The organism is Cellvibrio sp. PSBB023 (genome assembly GCF_002007605.1).
Lineage (GTDB): Bacteria > Pseudomonadota > Gammaproteobacteria > Pseudomonadales > Cellvibrionaceae > Cellvibrio.
The window spans coordinates 3339047-3357589 of sequence record NZ_CP019799.1; the positions used below are offsets into that span (position 1 = coordinate 3339047).

The following is an 18543-nucleotide window of genomic DNA, read 5'->3' on the forward strand; positions in this document are numbered from 1 at the left end:
TCTTCAGCGAGATAAACTTATCGATATGTTCTTAATCTTTGTTAATTGTTTATCGCAAGCTAATGCTGCTCGCCACACCATGGATAGCTGGCGATGGTTGGGATCTAATAACAGTGTTTCCATATGAAAGGGGGAAGAAAAAACTTTTTCGGCAATAACAACTTTATTCGATAAATTCACATAAGGCAGCTGAAATCCTAACTCGCCTGCAGGGTGCATACCAATAATCCGCACAGGTTCGCCGCCCTGTAAATAATCAGGATAAATCAGGTCCGGTGGCGCTACATTCATAAAGCGCGGATTGTAATCGTCAGGTAAATAAGGTGCGCGATGCTGCTGCCAGTGTTTATCGTAAGTACCAGCTAAACTTGCGCGAGGCTGCCAATGTGGTGCAATAGGTGCAAAACAAGTCGGTTCAGGATTGTCGCGATAATCGCGAATTAAATAATCAGGGCACTCAAGGTTAGGAAGGGGAAAACCATTCAACTCAGATTGATGTTTATGCCCGGTAAAACCACGGCCAGCAGGATTTTTGGTTTCTGAACTGCGCAACATTTCTCCATCTATTAAATCCTGCCCACCAAAAGCACGTTCATAAACCAACGGCATTGTTACAAAAGGTTCGGGAGGGGAGATCATCTGTTCGCGATTCCAATATCTGTCGCCAAAGACACGCACCACTTTGCTCACTGAGCCCACTTGTAAACCAACATCCATTTGTCGCACTGGCCGTTGATCCGGTGCACAGGCTGAGCCGATCATAAGGATGTCCGTCGACAGTTTGCCAATGTGATAATCCGAACTGAAACGCAAGCTGGATTTGGCCGGTTCCCCCCAGTATTCATCCGCTTGATACAAAGGAATTTGCGATTGAGCTAATGTCCATTGCTCCCCAATCAAAAACGTTGCTTTCACCATGATGTAAAGCGTATCTACTGCTATTTCGTTGGGGAAAATCGTAAATCCAGCAGCAAAGGGAGTATTGTTATTAAGTTGAAGCATAGTGGAATTCACTGGAAACGAACGACTGACAAAGACCGCACGCAGCGGCCATCCCTGTTAGTTTACTTGTACTGATCCACCCAGTATTCGATTAACACCACTAGAACGGCTGAGGAGATATTTCCCGCGAATAACTACCTTACCGTTACGTGTAAGTGTAATGCTCGCTTCACCGCACTTGAGCACTACCTCTTCCTGTCCCTCAAGTACAACTCTTTTACCATCAATATGCACTGTATCAGTTTGGAGACTGGCACTCATTACATCGCGGGCTACTACGCTGGCCGTATCAAAAGCCGTTTGATCATCATGAGCACTACCAGCCGTTGACAGTTCAAGTGAATTATCCAGTATTTGTTGCAGAGGCGAGTAAAGAAAGCCAATCACAATGGGGCGCGGATCGGCTCCTTGCGTAAAAAGTAATGCAACCTGACGACCAATGTGCTGGGGTAATACCGGGATAGTAGCCAAAGCAGCAACCGGTTCACATTGTGGGAACTGTGGAAATCCAATAACAGGGCTACCATCGACATTGATTGCAGAAAGTACGCCAAGTAATACCTCACCCGGCGCTACCACTGGAACAGTAGGTTCTGACTCTGTTTGCAGCTCAATGCCTTCTGACTCTTCAAACAAGCTAACACTCATAGATCACGCTAATTATTAGTAATTTTACTGCCTTTGATAACAACATTCCCCGAGCCTTTCACATTAATATTGGCACCGGAAATAGTGATATCGCCATTACTCTTCATGACAATAGAAGCTGAACCTGCTTTTAATATAATTTGATCATCCGCCGTCAGAGTGATCGCTTTTGCTTTCAACGCATACTCTTTAGTAACATTTTCAGTGTACGTCCCCTCTACCGTTTCACGCAGGTCCTTAGTGATACCGATAGTCATATTTTTACCGATAGTCTCGGTATGGTTTTCACTAATATCAATAGTGATATTTTTACCCACACTCAGCGACATATTTTTGCCGATAGTTTCAGTGTGATCATCACCTACATCGATGGTTTTATTTTTCGCGATAGATTCAGTTTGGTTATTGCCTACCGTTTTATTGCGATCATTGCCAATGGATGAGTTTTCATCATGCTTAATGCTCTTAGTACGATCATGGTCAACCGTTAATGTCTGATCATTCTCCACCTGGGTGTCGTAGTTTTTTTCCGCATGAACATAAATTTGCTCCTCACCCTTTTTATCTTCAAAACGGAGTTCATTATAGTTTTGTGGTGTCCCGCCTTTTGTAGAGCGAGTTTTGATCCCACTTTGTGTTTTAGAAGGGTAGGTAGGCTTATTCCAGGCGTTATAGACGGAGCCAGTCACTAAGGGGCGGTCAGGGTCACCATCCAGGAAATTAACAATAACCTCATGGCCAATACGCGGAATAAATGACGAGCCCCATTGATTGCCGGCCCAGCTTTGGACAACGCGAACAAAACACGAGCTGTTCTCGTCTTTTTTGCCATCTCGGTCCCAAATAAACTGCACTTTAATTCGGCAATGTTCATCAATATAAACTTCTTCGCCTGCCGGACCTACTACCACTGCCGATTGAGGTCCTTTCATAACTGGTTTGATATGAAAGCGTTTAGGACGGAAAGGTGTTTCAGCAGGAATGCAAACAAATTGATTATTATAAGTAGCATTACCTTCATGACCGGAAAAATAGCTTTTATCGACAGCTTGGTGAGTTACTGCCGTTAAAATATAACTACCTTTTTGTGATGCGGTAGCATGCTTGGCCAGCTTAAACTTACCGCCAGCATAAAAACTGGCGCAATTGCTTCTCCCAAATACAGTATCGCGATCAGCCTCTTCCGATTCAAGGCAGATCTTTGCATGTTCTGCACCTAAGTTTGGTTCATAAAATGCAGGATATTCATAATGCTCATAGATTGCATTTTTAGCGTACTGGCTTTTGGTTTTGATGGTTGCAGTTAAATCTTTTTGTGGCTCTTTGAAATTGTAATCATTCAGAGTCCACATTCCCTTTCTGAATAAGTATTTATGCTCCCATGCATTAATTTGTGCATGCGGTGCATTACCTTTGGAATATTCCAGATCCGTTTCGGATACGTCGCTATACGCATTGGGTTTATCAACCAGAATCAACTGGTGTTTTCCGTCGGAATGCTCAAAATAGTAGGCAATACCATCTTCTTCCAGCAGTCGAGATACAAAATGCAAGTCACTTTCATTATGCTGCACACAGTATTCACGTTTTTTGCCACCCTCAGCCCTGAATTCAAAGTCAGAGAAACCAAGGTCACTAAAAACCTGACTAACAATATCTTTGGTATTTTTTTCCTGAAATATACGGTGGTCATTGGTCTGTGACAAAAACCACAACCAGGGAACCATAACCATTCTATATTCGCGCAGGTTATCTGCTGTTATCTCACCGGCACTAAACTCTCTGATAAAACCGTTAAATTTACGACCAGCATCGGTTTTTATGGTTATTGTGGCCGTTTTGCCTACAATTTTATTAGGGTCTATATCCAGATTTTCCGATATCACATCAATATTAAATGCGAATAAGTCAGAAATACTTTCAGTGCCCTGAAAGCCAGTGAGTAAAAATGTATCTTTACCGAGAGAAAAATCAGAAATTGAGATAAATCGATTATCTTGAGAAAGCTGAGTCATGCTATAGCAACCTTAATAAACCCTTCGCACAGAAGTGTTATTACATCCTTGCCCCGCAGCCGGGAATTGCGAGCTCAGAAAAAGTACCCCTCCAGGGGGTACTTTTTGTAGCAGTATTACAGAGGCTTAGCAGTAGCCAAGTCATAACCAACGCGCTGTGGCGTTGCAGACTTATTGCTCTTGTCGTAATCGCTGTAATTCACCATGATTTTTGCAAAGCTCAGTGAAATAGATTCCACTGGATCACTTTCACCGTCAGCAGACACTGAATAGCCACTAACCAGGCAGTTTTCCAAGGTGTAGGTCATAAATTCTACTAACTTGTCGGCGCCAGTTTGTACAAACTTGATAACTACTTTTTTACCCGCCGAACCAGTTACTGCTTCCTTGAAAAGTGAGGTTGATGCTATATCAGCCAACTTAGTGAAGGTAATTTCACTAATAGAAGGACGAGTAGCTTCACGGTTAGCAAGATTGCCAGCTTCCATAGAAATACCACGACCAACACCAAACTGTAGTGAGCTGGCACCGATATGGTCTTTGTAACCGTTAGCGGTAATATTTCCTTTGATACCTTCATACTCGATATAAATCGCCATCTTTATTACTCCTTAAGTTTTTAAGCACTACACATGAAAGCAACTAATACATTAATCATTTAACGCATCAATCACAGGGAAAGCAAAAAACAACAAAAATCGACGGATCTTAACCCAGTTTATTTTCACAGACAACTGACATGACTATTCTTAATTTCATATGTGATCTATTGCACATTATTTGTATTCTTATGATGCATAAAAATATATTGCTACATTGAAAATGCGATTTTTCTATGATCAAAAACTGTATTGCAAGTCAAAATAAAACTTCGCTCCATCACCAGGGATATAGTCACTGCGTCGTAACGCCTCATTATCTTCCTCTTCTTGATCAAGTTTTTTCTGTTGCTCAAGGGCAGAGTTTTTAGCATCAATAGGAAATGCCAGAGAAAGATTGCCGCGCAAGCCATCGGTAAATACGATTTTTATACCCAGGCCTATATCAATTAAATGTGTTGTTACATCTTCATCATCTTCGATAAAGGCATTGTTACGTCCATATGCCATATCAATAAATACAAATGGCTGTATGACATTTTCAAATTTTTCACCTGCAATTGTAAAACCCCCTAAACTGGGACCACTAAAAACCAAGTCAGTCCCGAGAAAAAGCGCATCATCAGCATAAAATTCATTAATAGCATAACCCCTTGTACGCGTGGGTCCAGCCAAACCGAATTGAAGGACCTCAGGCAGAGCAGCATCAGAAAACTGTGCCGCACTGCGAATAATTAATTTACTGTCTTTTTCAGTAAGAGGTACTTTGACAAAAGAGAGTCGTGAATAATCAAATGAGAATATCCCCAAAGATTCTTTCTGTCCCTCTTCAGCGCCTTTTACAAAATCCGAAGCCGTAAAAGTTATTCCACCTTGATGCAAGATGCGCTTCTGCTCATTCAGCACATCAAACTCATAGGTAACATCTACTTTTCTCACCGTTTTTTCTGTACCTGCATTTAATAAAGTACCATATTGAATTTCAGATTTAATATCTGAAAACCCAAGTACTAGGCTGCGATTTTCTTTGCGAGTACGATCCAATTTATACCTGAAAGCACCATCAACTACTGTAGATTTTCCAGTAATCTCAAAGTCCGAGTCAGATGCAACACCAGCTGTTGCGGAGACAAAATCGTTATTGGATACACCGAGTGAAAAGCCTAGTCGGGATGTATAAATTGGAAGGGAATAGCGTAAAGAACCATATAAGGAGTTTTCGGGATTAAATGAACCCAATACACCAAGTTGTAATTGATCACCAATACCGAGAGGGTTATTTAAATAGAAGTCTGTATATGCCCTGAATTCACCGGTTTTTTCTGAACCATGGTTATCCACGCGAACGTTTGCTGCATATTTTCTTTCTGCATTCACGTTCACATTAAGTTTAGTGTCCCCTACTTGTGACCCTGCTTCAAAATATCCGCTGACAGATAATCCAGGTAAATCATTAACAAGGTATAAACTTTCTTCAACAGAACTGTTACTTACAGGTTTGGCAAGTAAATTTCTAAACGAACGTTGGATAATTTTTTCTGAATAATCTTTATTATTTTTAACCTCGACCTCACCTAAATGACCAAGCAACAAAGTTATTGTCACTATGCCATCGCGGACATGCTGTTTGGGAATATAGGCTTTGGCTAGTATGAAACCGCGCTCACGGTAATAGCGGGTTATTGTATCGGCAACTACTTCAATCATGCCCACGGTCACGCCGCGCTGCCGACGCTGCTCGCGAATAAGAAATACTAATTTCTGTACTTCAACAGGACCCACATGACGACCGTCGGTCTCTTTTTCAATTTCAGCAATTAAATCGGAAACCTCTTCCAGTTCACTAATAGTGTATCCCGATTGCAGCTGCTTTCCTTCCTCCATCATATCAAAACGAATCTTTTCGACTTGCTTGATGATTTTTTCTCGTGTGATATCCAAATCCGGATATTCAACTAATCCTTGAACTCTAAACTCTTTTATATTGAGCCGAGGGCCAGCTTCAGGATTTGGATCGCGATCCCGCATAGCGGGAATATCCATGTCCAGCAATAGACTTTCACGTTCGAACTCAGGAACCTGGGTTGTATCAGGCATTTCAAGGAACCCTGCATAGGCAGGATTAAAAACTAACAATAATATAAATGACAGTAAGCAACGGCTATATTTACAAAACAAATCAATGATCACTTTATCGATCCCGGATAATTTAAAAAATAGTGAATTTATTCTGCGTATTCATCTTCATCAAAACGCTGATCGGCTGGCATTAAAATAGCAACCTCATCATGAATATAGTTGCTTACATTCGTGAAAATAGCCGGATCAATTTCACTCAGTCCTTCAATTTGAATTAACTGGTCATTACTCATGAGATTTTTTATCGGTGTAGATGAATCCGCGGTATCAAGTGGCTTTTTCAAGTACCAAATAATAGAACTGGTTCTGGCAGTCTGTTTATAGAAGCTCGGAATATGCATAACAATTTTCCGATCCCGCTCACCAAAACTAAATTTCGTATTCTCTGAATAATCAAAAGTAGCTATATCAGCAATAATGTCAGGATTGGATTTAACGGCTTTGTTTTCAGCGCGAACCATTCCGTTGGGTATAGATAGGGTTAAAATGCCGCCGTTTGTCCCGGCATTAATAACACCGCCTTGTGTACGCGCATCGCTGTCATTAATGTTAAATGGTTCATTATTAGTATTATCAAGGATGATGTCGCCAGTGAGATTGGCTATAGAAATATCACCATTATTTCTCAACTGCTCAATGATGAGTGAATCTGTGTTTAAGATATTAATTTTTGTATCGCCCTGAAGCTTACCGGCGTTTCTCACAGACAGTATATTCACATCTGTTTCTATAGCATCCTGCCCCAAGGAGCCGAAACGGCCCACTCCTATACCGGCTATTGCATCTGCATTCCAACGGTTTGCCTCTATATTGATGTCATCACCATTATTGTCACTTATGGCTCCGTTTGCGGTCAGATTAACAGAACCATTAACAGCTTTAATGCTGCCAAGTGCAATATTTTTACCGCGATAAGTTACATTGCCAGACAGGGATTCCGTCAAAGAACCATTAGCCATTTGAATATCATCGGCTGCAACAAAACTGATATCTCCATTACCCTTAATAACCGACCGCTGCTCAATTCTATTGCCACTAAGCGCAATAGAATTTCCCGCTAGTCCATTTAGATTGCCACGCTCACTTAATAATAAAGTGTCTGCGCCAGCATTCAGATTGATATTTTTTGCGGAGAGTGCATCATTTACAGTTATACCATTGGCTCTAAATGTAAGATTATCAATAACATCAATATTCTTACCGACCGTGATAGCTCCGGCACCAGTATTTATTTCCAGATTTTTTGCGCGCACGCCATAATTTTCAGCGCAATCATTTACACATGCTGAAGCAATATTTACTGTCTCTTTTGCGCTGAGAGAGACATCACCAGATGCAGAAACGCCAGTTAATGTAAGGCTATTTTTATCCTTAAGGAAAACATTATTCGCTTTAACAATTGCAAGCGAATTAAGATCATTGTCAGCATGCATGAAAGTAACATTAGCACCGGACGATATGCTGGTTAGACCATTCACAATAATGGAGCCAATGCCTGTTACCGTTCCATCGGCTTCAACACTCAGGTTTTGAGCACGAACTTCTTCAAAGTTTACAGCAGCACTGTTTTTTATCGCAATATTCCCAGCTGCTTTTAAATTCAAATTACCGGTAAAAGTATTCGTGTTATTCAGTAGGATATTGCCGTATTGTGAATTGGCATTAAATTGACCGGCATAATTAATACTTGTAGAAGAAAGTAAATCTCCCCCTATGAGCAGATCGAATAAGGCAGTAGTTGATGTAGAGAATTCTTTTATCGTAAGGGAGTCTTGCTCATCGATATATACATTACCTTTGGTTGATTTTAAATAGATGTTATCAACCGCTAGTTTTAATCGATCAGAATTACTGCCAACGTCTTGAGTGGCAATCAGCTCAAGGTTTTGAGCAATTATTTTTCCAGCATTTTCACCTATTAGAGAGGCATTATTAACCGTAAAGGTTTTAGCAATAGACACAGCTCCATCTATCTTTACCTGATCATCTGCCGCACCATTAATAATGAGATTTTGCTTTTGCAGATAATTTACAGATAGTGTTGGATTTAACCAGTATTTATTGTTTTGCAGCGTGAAGATATCACTCGCCGATGTACCTGATACCGCAAGGCTATCCGCAATTACGCTATCAGTAATTTCCATTATGTCGGAATAATTCGCTGTATAAACGAGATTAGCCGGACTTGTATATTGCAAAACCCCTTGCTGATGCGTAGCTTTGTAATTTGCATCACCACCAGATATAAACAGGCGATCATCGCCTTGCCCACCACGAATATCCAATGTACCGGAAAAACCGTTTGCTACGGTTATATTAAATACATCATCGCCAGCGCCACCGCTAATACCGCCCGCGACGCTACTTTGCGCAAGGGTGAAAGTATCGTTACCACCGGAGCCATCGATATACCCAGATAGAGCAGCGTTCTCCAACAGAAAGGTATCTTGATTATTACCACCAATCAGGTTAACGAATCCCTCAAACATAATCGAGCTATTAATGGTACCGCTATTATTGTGAACAACCCAGTTATTCACACGGTTATCACCCGTAATACTACTGGTGATGTTATTGCCAATAAATTTTTCGATATTGGCATAACCACTCTCTGCACCTACAGCAGTGATAACAATATTCGGATTGACCGATTTACTCACATCGACAACATCTTGCTCACGCTGGCCAGCGCCATCGATAAAACCGGTAATATTTCCTGTTGATTCAAAGTTAAAGGTGTCGTTTTGATTGCCGCCAGTCAGATGTTTAAAGTTCGAAAATACTATAGTCGATGAAGAGGTAACATCACTTAATCGCCCTGCATCAGTTGCAGTGATGGTCCATAAATTATCCAGATCACTGGCAATCAGTTGATTATTTTTCCTTGCATCCGCTGCGATCTCTTCGATGTTTTTAATTCTGATATTGTTATTGTTTGCCGTTGTATCATCAGAGACTATACGGACAACCGCATCACGGTTACTGATACTCAGATCCAGACTATCATGCCCCTTATTGCCATCAATAAAACCACTGATATCAGACAGTTCATTAATAAAGCTAAACACATCCGTCTTTTCACCACCGATCAGATTAGCAAAGCCGGAAAAAGACAGTGTGCCATTCAGTTTTCCCGCATTGCGGGCAGATATTTCCCAAGTATTATCATTCGATTTTTCAGCAATAAGCGCATTATTTCTATTGGTATTTGCTTCAACTAGCTCAATGTTCGCTATTTTTAAATCAGCAACGGCAGTAGCACCAATACCCAAGCTTATATCTGAATTGATACCAGTAAGATTTACACGATCAACACCACCACTACCATCAATTAATCCCTTCAATGATGCAATATTGTCAATATTAAAAACGTCTACATAATTTCCACCCATAAGGTTGGTTATTCCTGAAAAACGCAATGAATCATTTAGTCGCCCAATCCCTTGATTATTAATATTCCATATATTTGATGAAGACTGGCTAACTAATACACTATTGGTTGATAGGTTCCCTGTGAGTTCTTTTATTCTTACGATATTAGTCGCACCTGGCTCATTACCACTGACATGAAATTGTTGTGCTTTTGTAGATTGCGAGGCATTTACAATATTATCACCAGCACCTCCATCAATCAGTCCTATCAATTGACCAAGGGCGGAATAATTAAAGGTATCATTTCCGGAGCCACCAATAAGTCGATTAAAATTTTCAAAGGAAATAATTTTTCCATTGATATTAATAGTTCCATCATTAATTCCGTCAGAAAAGCTATCGAAAGCGCCAATTGTCCAGGTATTATTGCCATCGGTAACATTAATCGTGCTGTTATAAGCACTGTTTACACCACTATTACCAATAATGCCTTCAATGCCATTAATACCGGTAACACCTAATGAGCCATTGCCACCAATGGTTATTGCAACATCTTCTGTTCTATTAGAATAATCAACCAGATCGATACCTTCACCTTCACCACCACTAATACTTTTGCTCACTTGTGCTTGAACATTAAATCTATCGCTGTTTGTGCCGCCGCGCAGTTCACCAAAATTATTGAAGTTGACGCTGGTTTCCAAAGAAGGGGAGGTGATACGCTCTATGGAGCCAGCATTCAAGCTAGTGATATTCCAACGGTATGCGCTATCGCTTGCGCCAATGATGACATTGTTATTTGGATTTCCTGTATATGCCGTAATAGATTCAATATTAACGACATTGAGATGATTGGATGAACTATTACCTAACTCAACCGTCACGCCACTGGTTACTGCTGTAAGATCCAATGAATCCTGAATCGATGCTAATGTTGCTGAACTACCACCATCAATTAAACCAGTGATGTAGCTTTGATTGCTGGTAAAGGTAAATCTATCAAGTGCCTGGCGACCAATTAGATTCTCTATATTGGTAAATGTGATGAAAGATGTTGAGCCTGATGCGCCAAGGTTCCCTCTATTAACCCCGGTGATGTTCCAATCATTATCCTGGTTAATCGCAACAAGACTATCTACCGCGTTTCCACCTTCCAGCTGCTGGATTGCAGAAAAATTCGCAACATAGTTAGTACCATTAGTAGTTGATAATGTTCCATTATTAGCGCCAAGCATTGTCCAGGTATTTTCCGCATTGCGCCCGATAAGGATATTATTATCTGCACCACCATCAATCAGTGCGGCGCTACCTGCATTATTATTACTATTAAATACAAACTGATCGTTGCCCGCATTTCCAAACACACTTCCCGCAATAGCATTGATATTGAAAATATCTATGCTATTGCCACCTTGCAGATTTTGAATGTTTGAAAAATTGGTTACATATAAACCTGCACCTGTAACACCCAAATTACCTGCATGAGCACCCGTAATATTCCATGTATTGTTAGCATTACGTCCTGTTAAGCTATTTACACCGCCGGCACCAATAATAGATTGTGCTGAACCTGCTGCACCAAAGATAAAGTGATCATTATCGGCACCACCTTGCAGGTGTCCGACAGCGGTATTGACATAAAACGTATTATTTCCAGCACCGGATTGGATAGTGCCAATACTGGCATTGATAATAAAGTCGTCTGCTGCTGCACCACCATTCAGTGTTTGAATATTATTAAAGCTGGCAATATAAGTTGTACCCGATGTCACACTTACACTACCGGTATTCGTCGAGGTAATCTCCCAGGTATTGATCGTTTCACGGCCGCTAATATCGTTATTACCATCACCACCATGAATTACATTTGCGCTACCGATATTAGAATCACTATTAAATCGGAAACTATCATTACCGTCTTCTCCATCAAGGATATTAGTTTCCGCATTCACATTAAAAATGTCGGCTCCTGCACCACCTTTCACTGTTCCTGAAAAGGCAAAGTCCAGATTGAATATGTCAACAGCATTGCCGCCTTGCAGTACTTGTATATTAGAGAAATTATTAATGTAGGTTGTGTTACCCGTAGATAAGCTACCTGTATTATCTGCAGTTAAGGTCCAGACATTGTTATTATTTCGGCCAGTCAGTGTATTGGTTCCCAATCCACCATTGAGTGTTGTGACAGAGCCAGAATTACCCAACACAAAAGAATCATTTTCGTCGCCGCCATAAATAGTATTTACATTAGCATTGACATTAAAAACGTTGTTACCAGCAACACCATAAATTGTCCCCTTGAAGTTGGTATCTATCGTAAAGGTATCAATACCCGATCCTCCTTTCAGGATTTTAAAATCCACAAACTGAATACCATTTACCACACCGTCATTAGTACCGTCGGCTACCGTGCCCGAATCATCAAAATCATAAATGCGCCAGATGTTATTGCCAGAAGTGGCTTCCAAAGTGAAGTCATAAGTGCTATTGGCAATTACACGGGAAACACTGTCGACATTATTTATGCTGGTGCCGTTTAGGGTGATAATGCGGGCTGCCGTGAGATTGCTGAAGTCCACGATATCGTAGCCATCATCACCGCTTGCCGTAGTAACACTTCCTCCTTCGAAGAAAACAAAACGGTCATCGCCATTGCCGCCAAAAATGTTTTCTACCTGGGCTTTGATATTAAAAGTGTCTGCTCCATCTTCACCGTGCAACTCATTTACTTTGGCATTGATATTGAAAATATCATTTCCGTCACCACCATAAATTGAGCCGTCGAAGTTGGTATCTATCGTAAAGGTATCAATGCCCGATCCGCCTTGCAGGATTTTAAAATCCACAAACTGAATACCATTTACCACACCGTCATTAGTACCGTCGGCTGTCGTGCCCGAACCATCAAAATCATAAATGCGCCAAGTGTTATTACCAGAGGTAGCGGCCAAGGTGAAGTCATAAGCGCTATTGGCAATCACACGGGAAACACTGTCGACATTATTAATGCGGGTGCCGTTTAGGGTAATTGTGCGGGCTGCCGTGAGATTGCTGAAGTCCACTATATCATCGCCATCATTACCGCTTGCCGTGGTAACGCTTCCCACTTCGAAGAAAACAAAACGGTCATCGCCATTGCCACCAGAAATATTGTTTACCAGTGCATTAATATTAAAGGTGTCTGCACCATCACCGCCGAAAATGCTACCTGCCTGGGCATTGATATTAAAAATATCATTACCGACACCACCATCAATTGTCCCCATGAAATTGGTATCAATCGTAAAGGTATCAATGCCCGATCCACCTTGCAGGATTTTAAAGTCCACAAACTGAATGCCATTTACCACACCGTCATTTGTACCGTCGGCTGCTGTGCCCGAACCATCAAAATCATAAACGCGCCAAGTGTTATTACCAGAAGTGGCAGCCAAGGTGAATTCATAAGCGCCATTTGCGATCACACGCGAGACACTGGCAATATTGTTAATAGTAGAGCCGTTTAAGGTAATAGTATAATTTGCGTTGAGATTACTAAAGTCTACAAGATCACTACCTGCATCACCATTTGCTGTGGTTACATCGCCTCCCGCGTAAAAAATAAAACTGTCATTACCACTTCCGCCAGAAATATTATTTACTAGCGCATGGATATTAAAGATGTCTGCTCCATTTTCACCGTGCAACTCATTTACTTTGGCATTGATATTGAAAATATCATTTCCGTCACCACCATAAATTGAGCCGTCGAAGTTGGTATCTATCGTAAAGGTATCAATGCCCGATCCACCTTGCAGAATTTTAAAGTCCACAAACTGAATGCCATTTACGACACCGTCATTGGTACTGTCGGCTGCCGTGCCCGAATCATCAAAATCATAAATGCGCCAGATGTTATTGCCAGAAGTGGCCTCCAAAGTGAAGTCATAAGCGCTATTGGCAATTACACGGGAAACACTGTCTACATTATTTATGCTGGTGCCGTTTAGGGTGATAATGCGAGCTGCCGTGAGATTGCTGAGGTCCACAATATCATCACCATCATTACCGCTTGCCGTGGTAACGCTTCCCACTTCGAAGAAAACAAAACGGTCATCGCCATTGCCGCCGAAAATGCTGCCTACTTGGGCGTTGATATTAAAAATATCATTTCCAGCCCCGCCATAAATTGAACCGGCGAAGTTGGTATCAATCGTAAAGGTATCAATGTCTGACCCACCTTGCAGGATTTTAAAATCCACAAACTGAATTCCATTTACCTGACCAGCATTACTGCTATCAATACTCCAATTGTTATTGCCAGAGGTGGCAGCCAAAGTGAAGTTAGCGTTTTCGTTTGCAATAATTTTCTCTACACTCGTAAAACCGTATTCTGAGGTTTCATCTATAGTAACTGTAATATCGGTTGTAATTTGTGATAAATCTGCCGTGTCAAAACCATCTTTACCATCGGCTAACTCGACTTTAGCGTCATTAGTAAAAATAAACGTATCATTCGCTTCAGTACCGATTAAATGCTGAACATTACTGAAACTTTCCAGATAGCGTGTTCCTACTTCACTGGCCAAGCCCAAGGAGCCGGAATTTTCACCATTAATCATCCATAAGGTGTCTGCTTCGCGTGCAGTGATACTGTTATTACCTGATCCACCATTAATGGACCCCGTAATCTGTCCGGCAGCTCCAAATTTAAAACTGTCGTTGCCTTCACCACCCATTAAATTTTTGATTTGCTCAAAGGATACTAAGCTAACCATTCCTTTATCGATACCGTCAATAATCCACTCATTATTTCCGGAAGCGATTATCAAAGAGGTATCGTTATGGTTATTGCCAACAATGGTTGTAATGCCTTTAACAGTAAGGGATGCGTTTTCATCGTAGATATTGGCGACGGCTATCGCATAAGCATCCGTGTTAGATTCATCGGCAATATTGAGTGAATTTGCACCGGCGCCGCCATCAATTAAGCCAGTAAATTTACTATTATTTTTAACTATAAAGGCATCACCTTCAGAACCACCATTAATATTTTCAAAACCGGAAAAGGTGATTTTTTTTGAATTTGTATTTCCGGTAATAGTGCCCGCATTATCTGCCGTCAGCTCCCAGGTATTATCAACATCCAAAGCATTGAGCGTGTTTTTTTCGCCTAAGCCTGTGAGAGTAACATCTGAAGAAAAGAAACTAGTATGATTGAGGTTTATGGCACCTGCTGCCGAAGTATCCTTCAGGGTTAACACAACGTCGTTTTGACTACCGTCTGTGTTTTGTGCATTCAAATCACCATTTATGGTAATGCTCTTTTCGTCACCATTACCATTCACCGTCAGCGCAATTTTTCCTGCCGTATCGGCAGAAGTATTTATTGACTGAACTATGATGCTATCAGAAGCCGTAATATCAACATCGCCACCAGCGGTAGTTATGTTGCCTGAAATGAAAGATTTTGCAGCAGTTACACTCAATGATTTGGCACTGATGTCTTGAGCAACAGCAGGTGTAGCATCAATACTCTGGAATTTAACCTCGCCAGTAGAGGTAATTGTAAATTCGCCCAAACGCTTGATGCCGCCCACTGCATTAGCGAAACTGATGTCTCCGCCTATGAGCGTCAAATTGGCTTCCGTTGATTCCGTTGATTCCGTTGAATTGACAGAGCCATTAAATACAATATTTTTTGTACCGGAATTTAAGGATGTATCGCCGCCAATGATTAATTTTTTTCCTTCATCCTGTGAAATTCCATCACTAACCAGAACGAAGGTGCTCGTAATTTCTGAATCATCAAGCACCGTTGCTTTGGTATTTTTCACTTCCACATTATTTGCGCTAACAAATGACAAGCTACCCGCGAACCTATTGTCATCGTCTAATAACGTAATATTTCCACCGGTGCCAAGGTTAAAGGTGCTAGTGCCCGCAATATCCAGTGAACCGCTTTGCGTCACCGTAAGGCTATCCGTTGAAATACCGTCTGTTTGATTAATGCCTTGAATTATTAAATTTCCCTGCCTTTCTCCTTTTTCAGCAACGGCATCCGTTACTAATGATCCAAGAGTGACTGTAGAAGCTGCATTAATGGTTATATTGCCGCGGTTAGACCATTGCGCGTTGCCATTTTGGATGCCATTGCCGTTAACATCGGTAATTGTGTCACTAGGATTTGAATTTGCCCGATCTGTATTTATTAACCGACCCGATGAATTAAATGTTTGACTTGAAGTGGTAAAGTTCCCACCAGCCGTATATATGTTGGCATTAATTGTTATGGCATTACCTGCAGTTAAGTCAATATCCAATGCATCGCGGGCGTCGCCATATCCAGCATCACTAATTAACGCACCAATAGTTATATTGCCGAGAGCATTAATTTTTAAAAGGGTATCTTCTCCATCCAGAGTATTACCAATATATCCTTTTTCTCCATTATTCTTTCTTTTCCCGGTATTATTAAAATCGATTGCACCGCCGAGCGTAACATCTCCACCTGCATTAACACTGACTGAACCGACTCGAACCAAGTTTGCTACATTTGTACTGTTATCTTGCTTTTTATACGCATTTAAATAATCGTATCCAAATTTTAATACACCTAATGAAACGTTATTCGTTGCATTAATAACAATATCACCACCACCGAATGCACCACTGGTGTTTATGGTTGCACCAATTGAAGTGAAATCAACAATCTTATTCGTGTAGTCATCATCTAAACGACCATCAATTTCTGCTGCGCTTTTCCCCGCATAAAAATACCCACCATTGGTTGCTATGTTTACACCGTTGGTGATAGTTATATTTCCCCCACCCACATTATCTTTATTAGCAATAAGCTCAATATTTAAAATTCCTTTTCCTGTATTACTAGCGTTATTTTGCCCATTATTCGTCGAGTCATTGTCGTTATCACGCTCTATCGTTGCGCCGATATTAATGTTGCCATGAGCCAGCAACCTTAGTGTTGCTGTACCATCTTCATTTGAACCATTGTTGATATCAAATGTAATTCTACCGGATACTGTAATATTTCCATTACCATTGCCATCTCCGGCACTTCCTCCCGTCTGAACAATAACAGTGGAACCATTTTCTAATGCACTCTTTATGTTACTAGCACCTAATCTCGCTGAGTCAACAGATGTAAATTTTTTCTCATCAGTATCTATTTTATAATTATCATTATCATTATCATTTATAACAATATCATACGGATCAATCAACCAAGTCCCACCAGATCCCGCCGCTGCAGTAATATCCGGCGTATTTAAAATTTCAAACCCCTTTAATCCCGATGTTTCAATAAAACCACCGTTACCGCCTTCACTACCACCGCGCGAATAAAGGTTGCCGTAAATACGAGCGGTATCGCTGGCGAAGGTAATTAATTTTCCGCCATTGCCATTGATTAATGCATCGGTTTTTACAGAAGAATCCTTACCCAAATAAATAAAATCTGCATTGCGGATTTGCAGATTTTGTCCGGTTTTATCACCGCCAATTAATACCTGCCCACCGCCATTTGCACCGGAGGCATTCACTTGTGCGTTATCAAGTAAGCCCACTTTATTGCCGAGTACTTTAATATCGCCGCCATGCCCTTGTGTGGTTGCTTGCGCAGAAATAGCACCCGATTCTGTAACCAGAGTGGTATCAGTACTGTGGAGCTCAATCGCACCCGCCGTACCAGAGCCGGTGTTCGCGGTGATAGTGCCACTAGTGGTGACGTTATTGCCTACAACAACGACTTTACCGGCGGCACCATTAGCAACAGAGGTGTCTATGTGGCCGGTATTGATAACATCGGCGCCGGCGCCCAGGGTAAAACTGCCATCCTCATGCATTACGACACTACTGGTTTTATTCATTCCGCCGTTATTGACAGCATCGGAAAAAATATCTTCGCTCACACTGGCGCTGAGTAAAACACGACCGCCATCAGCGTTGATTGTGCCGTTGTTGATTACAGCAGCATCAACACCTAACGCCTGTTGTAAAACCGCTTCAGTAACCTTTACGCCCACCAAACCAGACGGGTCAAATGTGAGCACCGCTTCATTACCGGCAGCTAAATTCACTGCACCGAGCTTGGCGGAAATCAAACCATTGTTCTGTACTTGTTGGCCCACCAGCGTAACGGAACCACCTGTAGCCGCATTGATAATGCCGTAATTGATGACCTTACCGTCTGTGCCTTCCAAACTGTTCAACGTAAAGTCGCCATTAATAAAACTGGCGGGGTCAATGCTCATACCACTGGCGATCATTCCCCCCACATTAATGATGGCGTCTTTGCCAAATACCACGCCATTGGGATTCACCAACATCACTTGGCCATTGGAATCGATGCGCCCCAAAATATGACTGGCACTGTTGCTAAGCACACGGTTCAGCGCAATAGAGGAGGAACTGGGCTGAATAAACTCCACGCGCTCATTCGCCGCCACATCAAAGCTCCGCCAATCAATTGCCAATCGGTCGCTAGCTTGATGGATCAAGGTATCCACACCATTCTGCGTAATAACACCTTCACCGCCCACCACCTCACCCCCTTCAGGCGCCGCCCACAAGGGGCTCGCCGACATCCATTGCGAGGCAATCAGCATGGCTGCATAAAGTTTTTGGCGAGAGAGCTGTGGTTGACGAGAAATAGAGGCAAAGCGCTTGGGAAGGGTGGTGCTACTCATATGTCATTCCTAAACATGTCGTTTTTCATCAAATGTGATGCAGTGCACAAAGGCAATGAATCGCACAAAATAAAGCGATTC

At 41.6% G+C, this 18543-nt stretch carries 6 protein-coding genes; all 6 read right to left on the reverse strand.

What is annotated here, in order from left to right; all coding sequences use genetic code 11:
* Positions 1-3: 3 nt before the first annotated feature.
* The gene (locus tag B0D95_RS14515; protein WP_078044566.1) at positions 4-1002 is read right to left on the reverse strand and encodes a DUF2169 domain-containing protein; all 999 of its coding nucleotides are present in this window, start codon (positions 1000-1002) and stop codon (positions 4-6) included.
* A 57-nt stretch (positions 1003-1059) separates the two neighbouring features.
* Entirely contained in the window at positions 1060-1650 is a 591-nt protein-coding gene (locus B0D95_RS14520; RefSeq protein ID WP_078044567.1) for a DUF6484 domain-containing protein, read from the reverse strand.
* An 8-nt stretch (positions 1651-1658) separates the two neighbouring features.
* Positions 1659-3665, reverse strand: a complete 2007-nt coding sequence (locus B0D95_RS14525) for a type VI secretion system Vgr family protein (RefSeq protein ID WP_078044568.1) — start codon at positions 3663-3665, stop codon at positions 1659-1661.
* A 116-nt stretch (positions 3666-3781) separates the two neighbouring features.
* On the reverse strand, positions 3782-4264 hold the full coding sequence (locus tag B0D95_RS14530; RefSeq protein WP_078044569.1) for a type VI secretion system tube protein Hcp: 483 nt from the start codon (positions 4262-4264) through the stop codon (positions 3782-3784).
* Between the two features lie 240 nt (positions 4265-4504).
* Entirely contained in the window at positions 4505-6454 is a 1950-nt protein-coding gene (locus tag B0D95_RS14535; protein ID WP_149867922.1) for a ShlB/FhaC/HecB family hemolysin secretion/activation protein, read from the reverse strand.
* A 35-nt stretch (positions 6455-6489) separates the two neighbouring features.
* Positions 6490-18462, reverse strand: coding sequence for a filamentous hemagglutinin N-terminal domain-containing protein (locus B0D95_RS14540; RefSeq protein WP_078044570.1), 11973 nt, complete (start codon positions 18460-18462; stop codon positions 6490-6492).
* Positions 18463-18543 lie beyond the last annotated feature (81 nt).